This is a genomic window from Jatrophihabitans sp. (genome assembly GCF_051960575.1).
GTDB lineage: Bacteria > Actinomycetota > Actinomycetes > Mycobacteriales > Jatrophihabitantaceae > JBQCEE01.
Genome location: NZ_JBQCEE010000093.1, coordinates 1 through 17971, shown reverse-complemented (window position 1 = coordinate 17971; position 17971 = coordinate 1). Strand labels below are relative to the sequence as shown.

Here is a 17971-nt window from a genome sequence, read left to right as displayed (position 1 = left end):
GCCGACCGCTACCGCCGGCTGCACGTGATCATCGGCGACGCCAACCTGTCCGAGATCTCGACCTACCTGAAGGTCGGCACCACCGCGCTCGTGCTCGACATGATCGAGGCCGACTTCCTCGCCGACGACCTCGCCATCGCGCAGCCGGTGCGCGAGCTGCACGAGGTCTCGCACGACCCGACCCTGCAGCACCTGATCAAGCTCGCCGACGGCCGCACCATCACCGCGCTCGACCTGCAGGGCGAGTACCTGCAGCGCGCCGCGAAGTTCGTCGCCGAGCGGCAGGGCAACGACGTCGACGAGCAGACCAAGGACGTGCTCGAGCGCTGGGAGTCGGTGCTGGCGCGGCTCGCCGACGACCCGATGCAGCTCGCGACCGAGCTCGACTGGGTGGCCAAGCTGCGGCTGCTGAACGGCTACCGCGACCGCGACGGTCTCGACTGGGACGACTCGCGCCTGCAGCTGGTCGACCTGCAGTACAGCGACGTGCGTCCCGAGAAGGGGCTGTACCACCGGCTCGTCTCGCGCGGTGCGATGCAGACCCTGCTCGACCCGGCCGACATCGCCAGCGCCGTCGACACCCCGCCCGAGGACACCCGCGCGTACTTCCGCGGCGAGTGCCTGCGCCGGTACGGCACGTCCGTGGCCGCCGCCTCGTGGGACTCGGTGATCTTCGACGTCGGACGCGAGTCGCTGGTGCGCGTGCCGATGCTCGAGCCGCTGCGCGGCACCCGCACCCACGTCGGTGCCCTGCTCGACCGCTCGGCCACCGCCGCCGACCTCATCGAGGCGCTCGCCGGCAACCGCTGACGGACAACAGCCTGCGCAGGTTGTGCGCAGGTTCTCTCCGGCCGATCGTTTGCCGGGCTCACGATCCGGGGTACTCCGCCTTCTGGCGGAAGGAGCTCGATGACCGAGCTGAAGGAGCAACAGCAGCAGGAGCAACAGCCGGATCCGGCGCGGTGGAAGGCGTTGGCGATCTGCCTGGTCGGCGGCTTCATGGTGCTGCTCGACGTCTCGATCGTGAACGTGGCCCTGCCGTCGATCGACGCCGGCCTGCACGCGGGGTCGAGCGACCTGCAGTGGGTGGTCAGCGGCTACGCCCTCACCTTCGGCCTGCTGCTGGTGCCGGCCGGCCGGCTCGGCGACCTGCGCGGGCGGCGCACCGTGTTCGTCCTCGCCCTCGGCCTGTTCACCGCGGCGAGCGTGCTCTGCGGCGCGGCGCAGAACAGCACCTGGCTGGTGATCGCGCGGCTGCTGCAGGGCCTCGCCGGCGGCCTGCTCACGCCGCAGATCAGCGCCCTGATCCAGCAGCTGTTCCAGGGCCCCGAGCGGGGGAAGGCCTTCGGGTTGTTCGGCACGGTCGTCGGCATCTCGACGGCCGTCGGCCCGCTGCTCGGCGGCGTCCTCATCAAGGTCTTCGGCGACACGTCCGGGTGGCGGTGGGTGTTCTTCGTGAACCTGCCGATCGGGCTGATCGCCATGCCCATCGCGTGGAAGCTGCTGCCGAAGCCCGAGCGCGGTCACAAGCACAAGCACGACTTCGACCCCATCGGCGTCGTGCTGCTCGGTGCCGGTGTCGTGGTGCTGCTGCTGCCCCTCGTCCAGGAGCAGCAGTGGAAGGGCAGCGGCAAGTGGCTGCTGATCCCCGTCGCCGCCGCGCTCTTCGCGGCGTTCCTGCTCTGGGAACGGCGCTACGCGCGACGCGAGAGGGAACCCGTCGTCGAGCTCGGCCTCTTCTCGCTGCGCTCGTACTCGTTCGGCTCGGCGATGATCACCCTGTACTTCGCCGGGTTCACGCCCCTGTTCTTCGTCTTCACCCTGTACCTGCAGGACGGCCTGCACTACGACGCCCTGCAGGCGGGTCTCGCCATCACCCCGTTCGCGATCGGCTCGGCGGCATCGGCCGCGCTCGCCGGCAAGCACGTGCACCGCTTCGGCCGGTCGCTCATCGCGGCCGGGCTCCTGCTGGTCGCGGGCGGCTTCGCCCTCACCCTGCTCGCCGTGCACCTCGCGCCCACGCACAACACCGGCTGGGCGACGCTCGCGCCGTTGCTGCTGGCCGGCATCGGCAGCGGCATCGTGATCGCCCCGAACCAGGCGCTCACCCTGTCCGAGGTGCCCGTGCGCCGCGCCGGCACCGCGGGTGGGCTGTTGCAGACCGGCCAGCGCATCGGCGCCGCCGTCGGGATCGCCGCCGTCGGGTCGGCGTTCTTCTCCGCCCTCGCGTCCAGCCGCGGTGACTTCGCCGACGCCTATCAGCGCGGCATCCTCATCGCGCTGATCTTCGTGGTCGCCGCGCTCGTCGCGGCGGCGCTCGACGTCGTCGTCGACCGGCGCACCCACCACGACGAGGCCGAGCATCCCGCCGCCGAGCGCCAGCCCGCCGCGGCGCACTGACCACCGAACACGCACGACCTACCACCGGAACGGAGTCTCCCGATGCGCGTCACCGTCCTCGGCCTCGGCCGCATGGGCGCGGCCCTCGCCTCGCGTCTCACCGACCACGACCTCACCGTCTGGAACCGCTCGTCGGGGAAGGCCGGTGATCTGGTCGACGCCGGTGCGCACGAGGCCGACTCGGTCGAGGCTGCGGTCGCCGACGCCGAGGTCGTGTTCAGCTCGCTCACCGGCGACGACGCGGTGCGGTCGGTGCTGCTGCCCGACGGCGCGGCGCTGCCCACCGACGGCGTCGTGGTCGACTGCAGCACCATCTCGCCCGCCCTGGCCGACGACCTGGCGCGCGCGTATCCCGGACGCTTCGCCGCCGGACCGATCGCCGGCGCCCCGCCGGCGCTGCGCGACGGGAAGGCGACCTGGATCCTGGCAGGGCCCGACGACGTGTTCGAGCGGCTGACCCCCGTGCTCGACGCCGTGACCGCGACCCGGTTGCGCGTCGGCACCGAGGTGTCCGCCGCGGCGCAGGTGAAGCTGCTGAACAACTACGTGATGCTCGGCAACCTCGCCGTGCTCGCCGACGCGATCGCCGCCGCCCAGCAGATCGGGCTGTCGGACGAGACCCTGCAGGACGTGCTCGGACAGCTGCCCGTGGTGGCGCCGGGCATCGCCGTGCGCATCCCGAAGCTGCTGGGGTCAGACCACGACCCGGCCTTCACGGTGGCACTCGGCCGCAAGGACCTCGGCCTGTTCGGCGACGTCTTCGGCCGCACCGACCTCACCCGCTGCGTCGAGACGGCCTACGCGGGCGCCGACGACGACCTCGACGTGAGCGCGGTGGTCGACCCGATCCGGTCGGCCGAGCGCGGCTGACGCCGCGACCGACGCCGCGATCGACGCCGGTCAGGTCGTCGACGCGGCCGAGTCCGTCCGGGCGTCGGAGCGGTCGCCCGGGTCCGACCTGCCGTTCGAGCCGGACCGCGCGTTCTCGGTGATCCGCTCCAGCGGGCTGCCGATCTCGTCGTCCTCCGGCGCGGACGAGCGCGCCGTGCGCCGGCCCCTGCCGGCATGCGTGAACACGAAGCCGTCCGGCTGCAACCCGTGCAGGTTGAGCCGCCGCAGGAAGAGCTCGACCCGTTCGGCGTCGGTGCCGACCCGCACCACCAGCAGGACGTGGTCGGACGACTTGCTCAGCGCCGTCGTAACCGGCGACTCGAGCTCGTCCTCGGTGTCGATGATGATCAGGTCGAACCGCGTGCGCAGCTCCTCGATCACGCGCGCGGTCGCCTGACCGCGGTGGGTGCCGAGCGGCAGCGCGGCCGCCTCGCCGGCCGGGATGATCCAGGCGGTGCCGCTGTCACCGACGATCACCTGGAACGTCGTCCGCGCCAGCGTCACGCCGCCGGCGACCAGCGTCTCGAACCCGGTCGGGACGTCGTGCAGGTCGAAGCACTCGGACAGCGAGCGCGACCGGGTGGCGTCGACGAGCAGCACGTGGTGGCCGTCCTGGCCCGCGGCGGCGGCCAGTTGCAGCGCGATGCTGGTGCGGCCGATCGACCGGCCCGGCCCGGTCACGAGCACGACACCGCCGCTGATCCGCTCCTGCGCGCCCGCCCACACCGAGCTGTACGCCGGCGCAGGTGCCTCGAAGGGGTCGAGCGGGTCGGTGCGCGACGGCGGTACCTCGCCGAACAGCGGTGCCTCGATCAGGTCGCCGGCGCGGTGGGCCGACCAGATGCCGTGGTCACGGCGGCCCCGCAGCCAGACGAGCAGCCCGGCGAGCACCAGGCCGACCACCAGGCCGATGCCCAGCGCGAGCCAGGGGCCCGACGGCTGGTCGACGTTGTCGACGCTCGCCTGGTCGGCCAGCGTGACACCGTCGCCGAACTTCGCCTGCGCGATCTGCGCCGACAGGATCTGGTTGTCGTAGCCGCCGCCGATCCGCGCCTGATCGGCCGGCGACAGGGTGCTGCTGCCCTTCAGGGCGGCGGCCTTGTCGTCGTTGATGATCGCGATCACCGCGGCGGTGCGCTGCTGCGCCTGCTGCAGCGACTGCTGCTGGTACACGGCGAGCACGGCGTTGGCGATCTGCACCGCGAGCTCGGCCGACTTCGCCTTCGCCGAGATCAGCAGCACCGCGCCGCCGCCGGCAGGGTCGACGGTCACCTCGTCGCGCAGGTCGTTGAGGCTGACACCCACCTGCGCGGACACCGCGGCGAGCGCGGAGTCGGAGGTCGCGAACACCGCGCGCTGCTTGGCGTAGCGGGCGAACACCGAGTCGGTGACCGCCGACGTGCCGAGCTGGTCGAGCGAGGTCGGTGTCGTCAGCACCAGTCGCGCCGACGCGGTGACGCGACGGTCGGTGAGCGCCCAGGCACCCAGGGCGACGGCGACGGCGACCGCGACCACGAGCAGCGACAGGGCGTACGAGCGCCAGTGGCGGACACGGGATCCGGGTGCCGAGGGCATGGGCCGGATTGTTCCATCAACGGTTAGTCTTCGCCTTCATGGACGCGCGCTCGGCGGTCGTCGGCATCGACCTCGGTACGACGTACTCGGCGGTGGCTGCGCTCGACCGTGCCGGCAAGCCGCAGCTCCTGCCCAATCGCGAGGGCGACCGCATCACGCCGTCGGTCGTGCTGTTCAACGCCGACGGCACCTCCCTGGTCGGCGCCACCGCGAAGCGCGCCGCGCCGACGGCACCCGACGACGTCGCCCAGTTCGTGAAACGGCAGCTCGGCGACCCGGCCTGGCGCTTCCGTGCCTCGTCCGGCCAGGAGCTGTCGGCCGAACAGATCTCGGCGATCATCCTGCGACAGCTCAAGGACGACGCCGAGGAGCACCTCGGCGTCGCGGTCACCGAGGCCGTGATCACCGTGCCGGCCTACTTCGACGACGTGCGCCGTCGGGCCACGCGCGACGCCGGTGCGCTGGCCGGCCTCGACGTGCTGCGCGTGATCAACGAGCCCACCGCGGCCGCGCTGGCGTTCGGGCTCGACACCGAGGTGCGCGGCACCTACGTGGTGTTCGACCTCGGCGGCGGGACGTTCGACGTGACGGTGCTGCGCATCAACGGCGATGAGTTCGAGGTGCTCGCCACCGACGGTCTGCACGAGCTCGGCGGCGTCGACTGGGACGAGCGCCTGGTGTCGCTGCTGAACCGGCAGTTCATGGCACAGGGCGGCCCCGACCTCACCGCCGACCCCGGCCGTGCGGCCGACCTGCGCGAGCGCGCCGAGCTCGCGAAGCGGGCGCTGACGCAGGCGCCGCAGACGCGCGTGGCGCTCAGCGCGGCCGGTGTGTCGGCCGTCGTGCCGGTGACCCGGGCCGCGTTCGAGCAGGCGAGCGCCGACCTGGTGAACCAGACGCGTGACCTCACCGTGTCGGTGGCCGAGGACGTCGGTCTGTCGTGGCGGCAGGTCGACGGCGTGCTGCTCGCCGGCGGCGCGACACGCATGCCGATGATCCGCCGCATGCTCGAGCAGGTGACCGGCCGCGCCGCGATGCGCGTCGGCAACCCGGACGAACTGGTCGCTCTGGGCGCGGCGATCCGCGCCGGGCTCGAGACGGCCGAGCGGCGCCGCACCGCGACGACCGCGGCTGGCCGCCCGGCGCCGCCGGTGACCGTGGGCGGGCGTGCGGTGACGATCCGGGACGTGACCTCGCACGGCCTCGGCACGATCGCCCTCGGTGACGACGGGCGGCCGCAGAACGTCGTCCTGATCCCGCGCAACAGCCCCGTGCCGGCGCGGCACGCGGAGACGTTCACGACCGCCGTCGACGGCCAGCGCGAGGTGCGCATCGCCGTCACGCAGTGTGACGAGACCGACCCGGCGTTCGTGCGACGGCTGGGGCCGCCGCGCGGCCAGGCGTTCCCGCTGCCGCCGTACCCGGCCGGCGCGCCGATCCAGGTGGCCTTCGCCTACGACATCGACCAGACCGTCTCGATCGAGATCACCGATCTGGCCACCGGGCAGCTGATCGGCCACTTCGAGATCGACTACGACGACGTCTCGGCGCCACCACCGCCGTCGGCCGGCGACGCCGACGGACGGTTGGGTGTCGGGGGCCCCGGTGCCGGTCGGTCTAGTGTCGGTTGAGCCGGTGTCGGGCGCCCCGGCACCCGCCGCGTGGGTGGACCTCTACGGGCTGCTCGAGGTGACACCGGACGCGACGGACGAGCAGATCGCCGAGGCGATCCGGCGGCAGCGGCGCACCTGGAGCCGCCGGGCCGGGTTGGCCGACCCGTCCGTGCGCGGCCAGGCCGAGGAGCGCATCCGGCGGCTGGCCGAGGCCGAGCGCGTGCTGCTCGACGACGAGGCACGGCAGGCGTACGACGACGAGCGCGCGCGCCGGGCGCAACCCCCCGCGGCGCCGCGCCCTCGGCCCCGGCCGCGCCCCGGGCCCCGCGCGGTCCTACCGGTCACGCCGGCGGCTGCGGCGTCGGTACCGGCCGGCGTCGAGTCGGCAGCGGCCCACGCGGCACGCGGCGACGCCCACGCCCGCGCCGGCGACTGGGCGTCGGCGCTGGGGGAGTACCAGGCCGCGGCCGGTGCCCGTCCCGACGAGGTGCGGTACCGGGCGGGCGCGGCGAACGCGTTGCTGCACCTGGGTGAGACCGGCCGTGCCCTCGAACTGCTCGAGGCGGTGGTCGCGGCGCGCCCCAACGAGCCCGCCTACACCGAACTGCTCGCGGTGGCGCTGCGGTCGAGCGCGCAGGCCGAGCTCTCGGTGGCGGCCGACGGCCGCCGGGTGATCACCTCGCCGGCGCAGCTCGAGGTGGTGCACGAGCTCTGCACCCGCGCCGCCATGCTCACACGGGACGAGGCGCTGCGGGCGGCGATCGCCGCCGACCTCGCTGCGGCGGAGGCCGCGGCGCGGCGGGTGTGGTGGACCCACGACGTTGCCGTCTGGGCGGCCTGCTTCCTCGTCGTCTGCGTCACCGCGGCGCTGACGTCGGCCTGGCTGTGGTTCGTGCCCGCCGCGCTGGCGGTGGTGTTCGTGGTCGTGCACCGTGTGCCCGCTTGGAAGGCGGCGGCGCGGTCGGACGACGTGGTGCAGAAGGGGCTGTGATGCGCATCCGACCCGCCACCGAGGGCGACCTCGCCGACCAGGTCGCCCGGCTCGGCGAGGAGGTGACGCAGCTGCGCGACCTGTTCTCGCGCAGGCTGCTCGACGACCGGGCGAAGACCCGCATGCTCGACGCGCTGCAGGAGCAACTCGACCAGGCCAACGGCGCGCTGGCACGTGAACTGCTCGCCCCGCTCGCCGCCGAGCTGCTGCTCGTCGTCGACCGCATCGACGCCATGGACGCCGCCGGCGACGACCTCGCCAGCGTGCGCACCGAACTGCTCGAGATCCTCGAGCGGCGCGGGGTGCGCCCGATCGAGCCCCACGAGCGGTTCGACCCGGCCCTGGACGAGGTGGCCGAGACGGTCGCCGCGGACGGGGCGAACCCGGCCGGCGCGATCGTGCGGACGGTGCGGGCGGGCTATCGGCTCGAGGGCCGCCTGGTGCGTCCGGCGCGGGTCGTCGTCGCCGCCGACGGGGCCGCGTCGTGAGCGAGCGCACGGCGCGGCCGGTGCCGCACACCGGTGAGGTCGCGGCGCTGCTGGTCGCCGCGGTCCTGGTCGTCGTCGCGGTCGTGGCCGGGGTGGTCGTGGGCGCCGGGTCGTCCGGCCGGGCGACCGCGGCGGTGACGGCGGTCGGTGTGGTGGTCGTCGTCGTGCACGCGCTGGTGGCGCTCACGGTGGTGCAGGGCCGCCGCTGGCGCGGGGGGCGGCGTGACGACGCGCGCGGCGGGGCGATCGAACCCGTGCCCACGCCGGACGGCGCGGTGCTGCACAGCGAGGCCGACGGGCCCGACGACGCCCTCGTCACCGTCGTGTTCGTGCACGACCTGCTGCTCGACCTCACCTCGTGGCGTGCCCAGCGGGCGGCGCTGGTGACGGCTGGGCAGCGGGTGGTGCTGTACGACCAGCGCGGCCACGGGCTGTCGGCCGCGGCGCCGCTCGGCGGCGAGGGGTCGCGCGCGGCGGTGCTGGCCGACGACCTCGACGCCGTGCTCGCCGCGCGTGTGCCCAGCGGCCGGGTGGTGCTTGTCGGGCACGGCCTGGGGGCGATGGCGGTGCAGACCTACGCCACCCGGCACCCGGAGCGCTTCGCCGACCGGGTCGCCGGCACGGTGCTCGTCGGTGCCGCCACCGGTCCGCTGCGTGACCGGCTGGGCGTCGGGGCGTCCGGCGCGCCCGCCCGCCGCTGGTACCCCGCGCTGTTGGCGCTGCTCGGGAGGCTGCCGGGCACCGGTCGCTGGGCGTTCCCGGTGCAGCGGATCGCCGCGCGCCGTCTCGCCGGGCACAAAGGCGTGGCGCCCGAGGTCGTGCGCGACGTCGTCGCCGCCTCGTCGTCGGTGCGTCCGGCGACGGCGGCGGACTTCCTGCTCGCCGCCCTCGAGCACGACGAGCGGTCGGGCGCGCTCTCGTTGAGCCGACGCCCGGTCGTCGCCGTGGTGCCCGGCGCCGACCGGTTCGTGCCGGTCGCCGCCCAGGCCGCGCTGCGGGCGAGCGTGCCAGGCGCGCGGATCGTGCGCATCGCCGACTGCGGCCATGCGGCGCCCGTCGAGCGCCCGGATGTCGTGACCCAGCAGCTGCGCGCGATGCTGACGGCGGTGACGGGCGGCGATGTCGCGATGCCTGCGCGGCCTGCTCCCTCGGCGAGACCCCGCGCGCGGACCCTGGCGGAGGCCGAGCTGGTGCGCGGTGAGACGGCCGGGTTGCTCAGCGCGGCGCCGGCCGAGGCGGGGTTGCTGCGCACCGCGCGGCCCGAGGGTGACGGCCTGCTGGCCGCACCGGTCGTGCTGCCCGACCTGCTGCAGAAGCCACGTCCACGCCCGCCGTCGGACGAGGGGTAGCGGGCCTCAGGCCGAGAAGGCGTCCGAGCCGTTCTTGTGCCCGAGCAGCAGGCTGATGGTGAGCTCGAGCCGGGCGGCGACGTCGGTGGCCGACGCGCGCCGGGTGACCCAGGCGACCAGGTTCGACATCCAGACGTCGCTGATGACGCGGGCGATCGCGAGCTGCTCCTCGGTCGGCTCGCCGTCGGTCATGGCCCGGGCGATCATGTGGTCGGTCAGCCGGCCGACGGTGTCGACCTCGGCGGCGGCCGACGCGTCCGCGAACATGAACGCGCGGGTCATCGCCTCGGTGAGCTGGGGATCGCGCTGCATGCCCTTGGTGATGCGGCCGAGGATGAACATCAACCGGTCGTAGGGCGTCTCGCCGGGCACCATCGTGCGCTGCGTGCGCTCCTGCAGCCGCGACAGCTCGCGCGCCATCGCGGACACCAGCAGGTGGATCTTCGAGGGGAAGTAGCGGTAGAGCGTGCCGAGCGCGACGTCGGCGCGATCGGCCACCGCGCGCATCTGCACGGCCTCGTAGCCGCCCTTGGACGCGAGGGCCAGGGTGGCGTCGAGGATGCGCTTGCGCCGGTCGCGCTGCGCCGACGACCCCGCCGTCGCCTCGGTGCCCGGCAGCCCCGCCGGGGTGGGGGGCACCGCAGGTGCTGTCGTCATGCTCGCGTCCTCGTCCGTGTCCTGGCCGTCCGGCCGTCGTGATCGTCCTACCCTGACAGGAACGTGTTCCATCGTGGTTTCCTACCGCGTCGTCCGGGTCGGACGCCGCAGCCACGCTCGTCACAGTAGTAGAACGTGTTCTAGTATGCGCTCCTGATCGTGGACCGGGCAACCAGCCCGTCCGGTGAGGAGCCGCAGGTGTCGATGGCCACGACCGACGACGAGCGAGCCCTCGTCGATGCCGTCCGCGGCTGGGCGAGGCGACGGCAGCCCACCGCGCTGGTGCACGCCCAGGCCGACGGCGCCGAGCGCCGGCGCGAGGTGTGGGCTGAACTGGTCGGGCTCGGGGTCGTCGGTGCGGCACTGCCCGAGTCGATCGGCGGTGGCGGCCTGCCCGTGACGGCGCTCGCCGTGCTGCTCGAGGCGACCGCCGCCGAGCTCGCGCCAGGTCCGGTGCTCACGACCGCCCTGGCCGGCCTGGTGTTCGCTGCGGCCGGTGACCCGGCTGCGGCGCTCGTGGCCGAGGGGACGCCGGTGGGCGTCGCGCTGGACGGGTCCGAGCTCGTGGCGGAGCCGGCCGCCGACGGCGTGGTCGTGCGGGGTCGGGTGCGTCGGGTGCTCGGGGCCGCGGCCGACGGATTGCTGCTCCTGCCCCTGGACGGCGACGACTGGGCGGTCGTCCCGACCGAGGCGGCGGGCGTGAAGCTGCTCGACCTCGATGCCGTCGACCTCAGCCGACCGCTCGCCGAGGTGCACCTCGACCGGGTCCCGGCCCGGGTGCTCAGCGTGCCCCACGAGCGGGTTCGCGACCTCGCCGTGACGCTGGCCGCCGCCGAGGCGTCCGGCGTGGCGTCACAGGCGCTGCGGGTGGCGGTCGAGTACGCGAAGGTGCGGCAGCAGTTCGGCGAGGTGATCGGCCGCTTCCAGGCGGTGAAGCACCTCTGCGCACAGATGGCCTGTCGTGCCGAGGTGGCGTCGGTGGTGGCGTGGGACGCCGCGAGCTCGGTCGGCGATAACGGGCACGCGGTCAGCGCTGCGGTCGCCGGTGCGCTCGCGCTCGACGCCGGTGTCGACGTGGCGAAGGACGCCATCCAGGTGCTCGGCGGCATCGGCTTCACCTGGGAGCACGACGCCCACCTGTACCTGCGACGCGCGCTGGCGTTGCGGCAGTGGCTCGGCGGCGGGTCGGTCTGGCGGCAGCGCGTCGCGCGCCTCACCGCGGCCGGCGCGCGAAGGGAGCTGCGCATCGAGCTGGGCGCGGCGGAGACGCAGCGTGCGCAGGTGCGGGCCGAGGCCGAGCGGGTCGCGTCCCTGCCGGAGTCGGAGCGCCGTGCGGCCCTGGTCGAATCGGCGTGGCTCGTGCCGCACTGGTCACCGCCGTACGGCCTCGGGGCGGACGCGGCCCACCAGCTGTTGATCGACCAGGAGCTCGACCGCGTCGGCGTCGCGCGTCCGGATCTGGTGATCGCCGGCTGGGCCGTGCCGACGATCATCGAGCACGGCACCGACGCGCAGCGCGAACGGTTCGTGCGGCCGACCCTGCTCGGCGAGCTGACGTGGTGCCAGCTGTTCAGCGAGCCGGAGGCCGGGTCGGATCTCGCCGCCCTGCGCACCCGCGCGGTCAAGGTCGACGGCGGCTGGCGGCTCACCGGCCAGAAGGTCTGGACGTCGCTCGCCCACCGCGCCGACTACGGCATCTGCCTCGCCCGCACCGACCCGGACGCCCCGAAGCACAAGGGGATCTCGTACTTCCTCGTCGACATGCGCGCCGAGGGCGTCGACATCCGTCCGCTGCGCGAGATCGTGGGCGAGCCGCGGTTCAACGAGGTCTGGCTCGACGACGTCTTCGTGCCGGACGACCTGCTGGTCGGGCAGCCGGGCGACGGCTGGCGGCTCGCCCGCACGACGCTGGCCCACGAACGGGTCGCGATCGGCGGCGGCTCGTCGCTCGGCGAGGACCTCGAGCGGCTCGTGGCGCGCGCGGCGTCGGACGGCCTGCTCGCCGACGGCGCCGTGGCCGACCGCCTGGGCGGCGTGATCGCGAACGGGCTCGCCGGCTCGCTGCTCGACCTGCGCAGCGCCCTCGCCAGCCTCGCCGGGCGGTCGCCGGGCGCCGAGAGCAGCGTGCGCAAGCTCGTCGGCGTCACCCACCGGCAGACGCTCGCCGAACTCGCCCTCGAGCTGTCGGCCGCCGACGGGCTCGTCCGCAGCGAGGTGTCGGACGAGATGCTGGTGACCCGCTGCCTGTCCATCGCCGGCGGCACGACGCAGGTGCTGCTCTCGCTCGTCGGCGAACGCCTCCTCGGCCTACCCCGCTGACCGAGTCGCCACCGACCCGGGCCGTCAGCCCGCCTTTGCGCCGCCAGCTGTCGGTTGCAGCGCTCGAACCGATCAGTTGGCGGCGCAAAGTCGGCGCTTGCGCGGGTCAACCGGCGGCGTCGGACGAGCGGGCGGCGCCGTGGGTCTTGAGGCACCACTCGAGGAAGTACTCGACGCCGCGCAGGACGTACGCGCTGCGGATCGACGGGAAGACGTCGAACGCGTGCTGCGTGCCGGGGAGCTCCGCGTACGCCACCGGGTTCTTCGACACGGCGCGCAGCTTGTCGACGAACCAACGCGCGTCGTCCACCGGCACGAGCGTGTCGTTGCGGCCGTGGATGACCAGGAACGGGGGAGCGTCCTCGCGCACGCGGAACACCGGCGACGCCGCCCGGTAGTCCTCCGGATACCGCGCCCCGCGCGGCATCACGATCGGCCGGATCAGCGAGTCGAGCCGCTGCCGGGTGAACTTCGCGCCGCTCTCGTCGGTGAAGTCGTAGACGCCGTAGTGCGGGATGCAGGCCTGCAGCGTGGTGTCGACGTCCTCGAAGCCGGGCTGCAGCGTCTCGTCCCCGCCGGTGAGGGCGAGCATCGCGGCGAGGTGACCACCGGCCGAGCCACCGGTCACCGCGATGAACGACGGGTCGCCGCCGTACTCGGCGGCATGCTCACGGATCCACGCCACCGCCCGCTTCAGCGCGACGAGGTGCTCGGGCCATCGCGCCTTGGGGGACAGGGGATAGTTCACCGCCACGCCGACCCAGCCGCGCGCGGCCATGTGGTTCATCAGCGGCTGGCCCTGCTCCTCCTTGTTGCCGATCACCCAGCCGCCGCCGTGCACCTGCAGCAGCACGGGGCGTCCGGCGGGCTTGTCGGCGTGGTGGAAGACGTCGAGCTCGTAGCGCTTGCCGCCGGGCGCGTAGGCGAGCCGGCGCACGCGGGTGACGTCAGGGCGGCGGACGCGGAAGCGGGCCAGATCGCGCCACGACAGCGGGTCGTCCGGCCGCGGCTCGCGGGCGATGAGGTCGCGGTAGCCGGTGCCGAGGGCGTTGCGCAGTGCCGCGTCGACCTCGTCACCCGCCTTGAGCGCGGTGCGGATCATCCACCCGTACGCGGCCAGGCTGAACGCCGACGAGCCGAGCGCGAGGGCCCGGTCGCGGCCACGCGTCGACGGGTGCACCAGTTCGACCGCGGTGTCGATCGCGGTGGCCGCCGCGAGCTGCGGGGCCAGCTCGGCGGTGAGCCAGCCGGCGAACATCGCGCCCACCGACAGGGGCGCTCCCGGCACCGGCCTCAGCGCGTTCGCCGCGAACCCGGCCTGGACGAGCCGTCGGGGCACCGGTCCGACGGCGTAGCGCGCCGCGCGCCGCAGGGCGTCGTGATCCATACTGAGAACTCCACTCGCCCGGAACTAGAACACGTTCTACCATGAGGCCCATGACCCGTCAGCTGACTCGCCTCAGTGGACTGGACGCCAGTTTCCTGTACTTCGAGACGTCCGCCCACCTGATGCACGTGTGCGGGCTGCTCATGCCCGACGCGACCACCATCCCCGGCGGCTACGAGTTCGAATCCATCCGGGCCCGCATGGGCGCGCGGCTCGGCGCGAATCCGTCCTTCCGCCGCAAGCTGCACAATCCGCTGCTGAACCTCGACCACCCGGTCTGGATCGACGACCCCGACTTCGACATCGAGCACCACGTGCGCCGCGCGACCGCCGCCGCACCCGGCGGGCGCGAGCAGGTCGCCGCGGTCTGCAACGACATCGCCGGCCAACCGCTCGACCGCAGCAAGCCGCTCTGGGAGTTCTGGTTCATCGAGGGCCTGCCCGACGACCGGCTCGGTGTCTTCACCAAGATGCACCACGCGATGGTCGACGGCGTCAGCGGCGCCAGCCTGGTGGCCGAGCTCTGCAGCCTCGGCCCCGACGAGCCGCCGATCAAGCCGGCCGAACCGGTGCCGGTGCAGGCGCCACCGAGCGACGCCGCCATCGTGCTCGACGGCCTGGCCAACATCGCGCGCCGCCCGCTGCACCTGGCGAAGATCCTGCCCGGGACGCTTTCGGTCCTGCCGCGCTGGATCGACCGGGCCCGGGGCGGACGCGCCATGCCGGCCCCGTTCACCGCCCCGCGCACGTCGTTCAACGGCACCGTGACCGGGCACCGCACGACGGCCTGGGCGCGGCTGTCACTCGAGGACGTCAAGGAGATCAAACGCGCCTTCGGCTGCACGGTGAACGACGTCGTGCTCGCCCTCTGTGCCGGCGCGCTGCGCCGCTACCTGGACGACCGCGGCGAGCTGCCCGACGCGCCGCTGCTCGCCTCGGTGCCGGTGTCGGTGCACGGCCGCACGGGCGGCGGCGGCACGAACAAGGTCTCGTCCATGTTCACCAAGCTCGCCACCGACGTCGCCGACCCCGCCGAGCGGCTCGCCGTGATCGCCGGGCAGACGAAGGTGTCGAAGGAGCACCACGGCACCATCAGCGCGTCGATGCTGCAGGACTGGGCGCAGTTCGCGCCCGCCGCCACCATCGGTCTCGGCGTGCGCATGTACGCCGCACTGCGCATGAGCGAGCGGCACCCGGTGATCCACAACCTGGTCGTGTCGAACGTGCCCGGCCCGCCGATGGCGATCTACCTGCTCGGCGCGAAGGTGCTCGACTTCCACCCGTTCGGGCCGATCCTGCACGGCGCCGGGCTCAACATCACCGTGATCAGCTACGACGGGCACGTCGACGTCGGCCTCATCGCCTGCCGCGAGCAGGCGCCCGACCTCTGGAGCCTCGCCGACGACATGGCGCCCGCGTTGCAGGAGCTGGTGGACGCCGCCCGCGCGAAGACCGCGACGGCGCCCGCTGACGTCACGACGTCGGCAGCGCCGCACACGCAGCCAGCAGCGCCGGTGTGAACCGCGCGGCAGCCAGCACGACCCCGGCGTGGCCGCTCGGCGCCTCGTAGACGGTCGCGTCCGGCAGGCGCGCGGCAAGCGCGCGCTGCCGAGACGCGGGAATGAGCCGGTCGCGCCGCGTCACCACGACCGCGGTGGGTGTGCTGACCGTGCCGATCCACGGCCGCGAGTCGAACCCGGCGATCACCGTCGCGGCGCCGGCGATCTCGCGCCCGCTCGTCGACCGGAACTGCTGCCACGCCCAGCGTCCCTGCAGGGTCGGGTCGATGCTCGCCTCGGCGACGGCGGCCGAGGCGATCTCGACACCGACGGCGGCCTGTGCGGCGAGGCCCGCGACGCGGTCGAAGCCGGCCTGCAGCCGCCGGCCCCCGATCCCGAAATGGGTGGAGCTCGCGGCGAGCACGAGGCCGGTGAGCCGCTCACCGTGCCGGTGCGCGACGAGCTGCCCGACCAGCGAGCCGAGCGAGTAGCCGGCGACGGCGAAGCGGTCGATCCCGAGGACGTCGGCGAGCGCCGCGACGTCGTCGGCGAGGTCGTCGAGGTCGAAGCGGTGCGAGCGGATGCCGCGGCCGTGCCAGCGCTGGTCGAAGGTGATGACGCGATGGTCGGCGCGCAGCGCGTCGAAGGCCGGCCACCACGTCAGCAGCCCGGTGCAGGCGAGCGCGTGCAGCAGCACCAGCGGTGGCTTGTCGCCGCCGGTGTCCGTGACGAAGGTGCTGCCGCGCCCCGGCAGGTCGACCATCGCGCCGGGCGGGAAGTCGGGCAGCGCGGGCACGCCGATGAGCCGGTCGCTGGTACGCCAGACCCATCCCGGTGAGCTGACCATGCGGCCTCCCTGGGTCTGCCTGTGGCGCTTGCCGTTCGATCGCGTTGCCCGGATACTAGAACACGTTCTAGTCGAATCCTGGGGACACGATGGACTTCTCGTTGGACGATACGCAGCAGGCGGTCGCCGAGCTGGCAACGACGCTGCTGCGCAGCGATCCGGATCACGCACGCACACAACAGGCGTTGCGGGGCCCGGCGGGGTACGACGAGACCGCGTGGAAGGCGCTCGCGCAGGCCGGTCTGCTGGCGCTGGCGCTGCCCGAGGCCTGTGGCGGCAGCGGCCACGGCCCGGCCGAGATCGCGCTCGTGCTCGCCGTGGTGGGCCGGCAGACCTTGCCGCTGCCCGCACTCGCCACGCTGTCGCTCGGCGTGCTGCCGCTCGCGCGGCACGCGTCGGCCGAGGTGCAGCAGCGCTGGCTGCCGGAAGTCGCCGACGGACGAGTGCTCACCGGCGTCGTCCGCGGCTCATGTACCTGGTCGGACGGGCGGCTCAACGGCCGTGGAGTCGGCGTGCCGTACGCCGAGCAGGCCGCGGCGGTCGTCGTGCCGACGCCGCAAGGGGTGGTGGTCGTCGACCGGAGCGCCGCAGGGGTCGCCCTGACCCGCACGCCGTCGTCGACCGGCGCGCCCGAGTGCAGCGTCACGTTCACCGACGTGCCGGCCGACGCGCTCGACCTCGACGCCGCGGGCTTCGACGCCTACGCGGTGGCCGGTGCTGCGGCCGTGGCCGACGGCGTCATCGCCGGCGCGCTCGACCTCACCGCCGCCCACCTGCGCACGCGGCACCAGTTCGGCAAGCCGCTCGCGACGTTCCAAGCCGTCGCGCAGCAGGCCGCGGACGTCTACGTCGTCGCCCGCACGATGCATCTCGCCGCGCTGTCGGCGTCGTGGCGGCTCGCGGCAGATCTGGACGCGGGCGAGGACCTCGCCGTCGCCGCGCATTGGCTCACCGCCGAGGTGCCGCCGGCGCTGCAGACCTGCCAGCACCTGCACGGCGGTCTCGGCGTCGACATCACCTACCCGCTGCACCGCTTCTACGCGCACGGCAAGGATCTCGCCCGTCTCGTCGGCGGTGCCACGCACCGACTCGACGCACTCGCCGCCCGGGAGATGCCGTGCAGCTCGAACTGACCGAGGCGCAACAGGCGTTGCAGGCCGAACTGCGCGAGTACTTCGGCAGCCTCGTGCGGCCCGACGAGGCCGCCGAGATGCTCACCACCCGCCACGGCGAGACCTACCGCGAAGTGGTCAAGCGGATGGGCCGCGACGGCTGGCTCGGGGTCGGCTGGCCGGTCGAGTACGGCGGCCGCGGCTTCGGTGCGGTCGAGCAGACGATCTTCGTCAACGAGGCGGCGCGGCGCGACATCCCGCTGCCGTACGTGACGCTGCAGACGGTCGGTCCCACGCTGATGCAGTACGGCACGGAGGAGCAGAAGCAACGCTTCCTCGAGCCGATCCTGCGTGGCGAGGTGCACTTCGCCATCGGCTACACCGAACCCGAGGCGGGCACCGACCTCGCGAACCTGCGCACGTCCGCCGTGCGTGACGGCGACCACTACGTCGTCAACGGCCAGAAGGTCTACACGACCGGCGGCCACGACGCCGACTACGTCTGGCTGGCCGTGCGCACCGACCCGGACGCATCGCGGCACCGCGGCATCTCGATCCTCATCGTCGACACGAGCGACCCCGGCTTCTCGTGGACGCCGACGATCACCGCCGACGGCGCGCACCACGTCAACACCACCTACTACAGCGACGTGCGGGTGCCGGTGTCGATGCGGGTCGGCGACGAGAACGCCGGCTGGAAGCTCATCACCACCCAGCTCAACCACGAGCGCGTGATGCTCGGCCCAGCGGGACGCATCGCCGGCTTGTACGAGCGCGTGCACGACTGGGCCGCCACGCACGGTGTGCTCGACGAGCCGGCCGTGCGCCGTGCGCTCGCCGAGA

Annotated in this window: 15 protein-coding genes; 11 read left to right on the top strand and 4 right to left on the bottom strand. The window is 73.7% G+C overall.

The features are described 5' to 3' along the window. The 3 genes from ACTHMS_RS04795 to ACTHMS_RS04785 all read left to right on the top strand — a co-directional run. The coding region (locus ACTHMS_RS04795; protein WP_440305528.1) for a proteasome accessory factor PafA2 family protein at window positions 1-810 on the top strand (810 nt) is incomplete at its 5' end. A gap of 99 nt (window positions 811-909) precedes the next feature. Next, on the top strand, window positions 910-2400 hold the full coding sequence (locus tag ACTHMS_RS04790; protein ID WP_440305527.1) for an MFS transporter: 1491 nt from the start codon (window positions 910-912) through the stop codon (window positions 2398-2400). 42 nt (window positions 2401-2442) lie between these two features. Further along, window positions 2443-3270, top strand: coding sequence for an NAD(P)-dependent oxidoreductase (locus ACTHMS_RS04785; protein ID WP_440305526.1), 828 nt, complete (start codon window positions 2443-2445; stop codon window positions 3268-3270). Window positions 3271-3300: 30 nt separating this feature from the next. Here ACTHMS_RS04785 and ACTHMS_RS04780 read toward each other — a convergent pair whose 3' ends face one another. Beyond that, a complete protein-coding gene (locus ACTHMS_RS04780) occupies window positions 3301-4866 on the bottom strand; it encodes a hypothetical protein (RefSeq protein ID WP_440305525.1) in 1566 nt (521 codons plus the stop codon). A gap of 38 nt (window positions 4867-4904) precedes the next feature. Here ACTHMS_RS04780 and ACTHMS_RS04775 point away from each other — a divergent pair, with 38 nt between their 5' ends. Genes ACTHMS_RS04775 through ACTHMS_RS04760 form a run of 4 tightly spaced genes read left to right on the top strand, consistent with a single transcriptional unit; the run spans window position 4905 to window position 9307 of the window. After that, the gene (locus tag ACTHMS_RS04775; RefSeq protein ID WP_440305524.1) at window positions 4905-6497 is read left to right on the top strand and encodes an Hsp70 family protein; all 1593 of its coding nucleotides are present in this window, start codon (window positions 4905-4907) and stop codon (window positions 6495-6497) included. A gap of 4 nt (window positions 6498-6501) precedes the next feature. Continuing rightward, on the top strand, window positions 6502-7470 hold the full coding sequence (locus ACTHMS_RS04770; protein WP_440305523.1) for a tetratricopeptide repeat protein: 969 nt from the start codon (window positions 6502-6504) through the stop codon (window positions 7468-7470). Continuing rightward, a complete protein-coding gene (gene grpE / locus ACTHMS_RS04765) occupies window positions 7470-7958 on the top strand; it encodes a nucleotide exchange factor GrpE (RefSeq protein WP_440305522.1) in 489 nt (162 codons plus the stop codon). The genes ACTHMS_RS04770 and grpE overlap by 1 nt, the downstream gene beginning before the upstream one ends. Next, window positions 7955-9307 (top strand): alpha/beta fold hydrolase, encoded by a 1353-nt coding sequence (locus ACTHMS_RS04760; RefSeq protein ID WP_440305521.1) that lies wholly within the window; start codon window positions 7955-7957, stop codon window positions 9305-9307. The genes grpE and ACTHMS_RS04760 overlap by 4 nt, the downstream gene beginning before the upstream one ends. Before the next feature lie 6 nt (window positions 9308-9313). On the opposite strand, the gene kstR is transcribed toward ACTHMS_RS04760, so the two are convergent. Continuing rightward, the gene (gene kstR / locus ACTHMS_RS04755; protein ID WP_440305520.1) at window positions 9314-9964 is read right to left on the bottom strand and encodes a cholesterol catabolism transcriptional regulator KstR; all 651 of its coding nucleotides are present in this window, start codon (window positions 9962-9964) and stop codon (window positions 9314-9316) included. A gap of 204 nt (window positions 9965-10168) precedes the next feature. On the opposite strand from kstR, the gene ACTHMS_RS04750 reads away from it, so the two are divergent. Then, complete coding sequence (locus tag ACTHMS_RS04750) at window positions 10169-12283, top strand: acyl-CoA dehydrogenase family protein (RefSeq protein ID WP_440305530.1); 2115 nt, start codon at window positions 10169-10171, stop codon at window positions 12281-12283. Between the two features lie 106 nt (window positions 12284-12389). On the opposite strand, the gene ACTHMS_RS04745 is transcribed toward ACTHMS_RS04750, so the two are convergent. Next, the gene (locus ACTHMS_RS04745; protein ID WP_440305519.1) at window positions 12390-13670 is read right to left on the bottom strand and encodes an alpha/beta hydrolase fold domain-containing protein; all 1281 of its coding nucleotides are present in this window, start codon (window positions 13668-13670) and stop codon (window positions 12390-12392) included. A 62-nt stretch (window positions 13671-13732) separates the two neighbouring features. On the opposite strand from ACTHMS_RS04745, the gene ACTHMS_RS04740 reads away from it, so the two are divergent. Further along, the gene (locus ACTHMS_RS04740) at window positions 13733-15190 is read left to right on the top strand and encodes a WS/DGAT/MGAT family O-acyltransferase (protein ID WP_440305529.1); all 1458 of its coding nucleotides are present in this window, start codon (window positions 13733-13735) and stop codon (window positions 15188-15190) included. Here ACTHMS_RS04740 and ACTHMS_RS04735 read toward each other — a convergent pair. Continuing rightward, window positions 15144-16016 (bottom strand): alpha/beta fold hydrolase, encoded by an 873-nt coding sequence (locus ACTHMS_RS04735; protein WP_440305518.1) that lies wholly within the window; start codon window positions 16014-16016, stop codon window positions 15144-15146. The genes ACTHMS_RS04740 and ACTHMS_RS04735 overlap by 47 nt on opposite strands. Before the next feature lie 89 nt (window positions 16017-16105). Here ACTHMS_RS04735 and ACTHMS_RS04730 point away from each other — a divergent pair, with 89 nt between their 5' ends. Next, window positions 16106-17149: an acyl-CoA dehydrogenase family protein gene (locus ACTHMS_RS04730; RefSeq protein WP_440305517.1), complete on the top strand. Its 1044-nt coding sequence runs from the start codon at window positions 16106-16108 to the stop codon at window positions 17147-17149. Beyond that, a partial coding sequence (locus tag ACTHMS_RS04725) for an acyl-CoA dehydrogenase family protein (protein ID WP_440305516.1) occupies window positions 17134-17971 on the top strand: 838 nt, incomplete at its 3' end. The genes ACTHMS_RS04730 and ACTHMS_RS04725, both read left to right, overlap by 16 nt.

Bases quoted from the DNA above. Each gene is read 5' to 3' on its own strand.
- ACTHMS_RS04790 (WP_440305527.1), top strand. From the start codon at position 910: ATGACCGAGCTGAAGGAGCAACAGCAGCAGGAGCAACAGCCGGATCCG.
- ACTHMS_RS04785 (WP_440305526.1), top strand. From the start codon at position 2,443: ATGCGCGTCACCGTCCTCGGCCTCGGCCGCATGGGCGCGGCCCTCGCC.
- ACTHMS_RS04780 (WP_440305525.1), bottom strand. From the start codon at position 4,866: ATGCCCTCGGCACCCGGATCCCGTGTCCGCCACTGGCGCTCGTACGCC.
- ACTHMS_RS04775 (WP_440305524.1), top strand. From the start codon at position 4,905: ATGGACGCGCGCTCGGCGGTCGTCGGCATCGACCTCGGTACGACGTAC.
- grpE (WP_440305522.1), top strand. From the start codon at position 7,470: ATGCGCATCCGACCCGCCACCGAGGGCGACCTCGCCGACCAGGTCGCC.
- kstR (WP_440305520.1), bottom strand. From the start codon at position 9,964: ATGACGACAGCACCTGCGGTGCCCCCCACCCCGGCGGGGCTGCCGGGC.
- ACTHMS_RS04750 (WP_440305530.1), top strand. From the start codon at position 10,169: ATGGCCACGACCGACGACGAGCGAGCCCTCGTCGATGCCGTCCGCGGC.
- ACTHMS_RS04745 (WP_440305519.1), bottom strand. From the start codon at position 13,670: ATGGATCACGACGCCCTGCGGCGCGCGGCGCGCTACGCCGTCGGACCG.
- ACTHMS_RS04735 (WP_440305518.1), bottom strand. From the start codon at position 16,016: ATGGTCAGCTCACCGGGATGGGTCTGGCGTACCAGCGACCGGCTCATC.
- ACTHMS_RS04730 (WP_440305517.1), top strand. From the start codon at position 16,106: ATGGACTTCTCGTTGGACGATACGCAGCAGGCGGTCGCCGAGCTGGCA.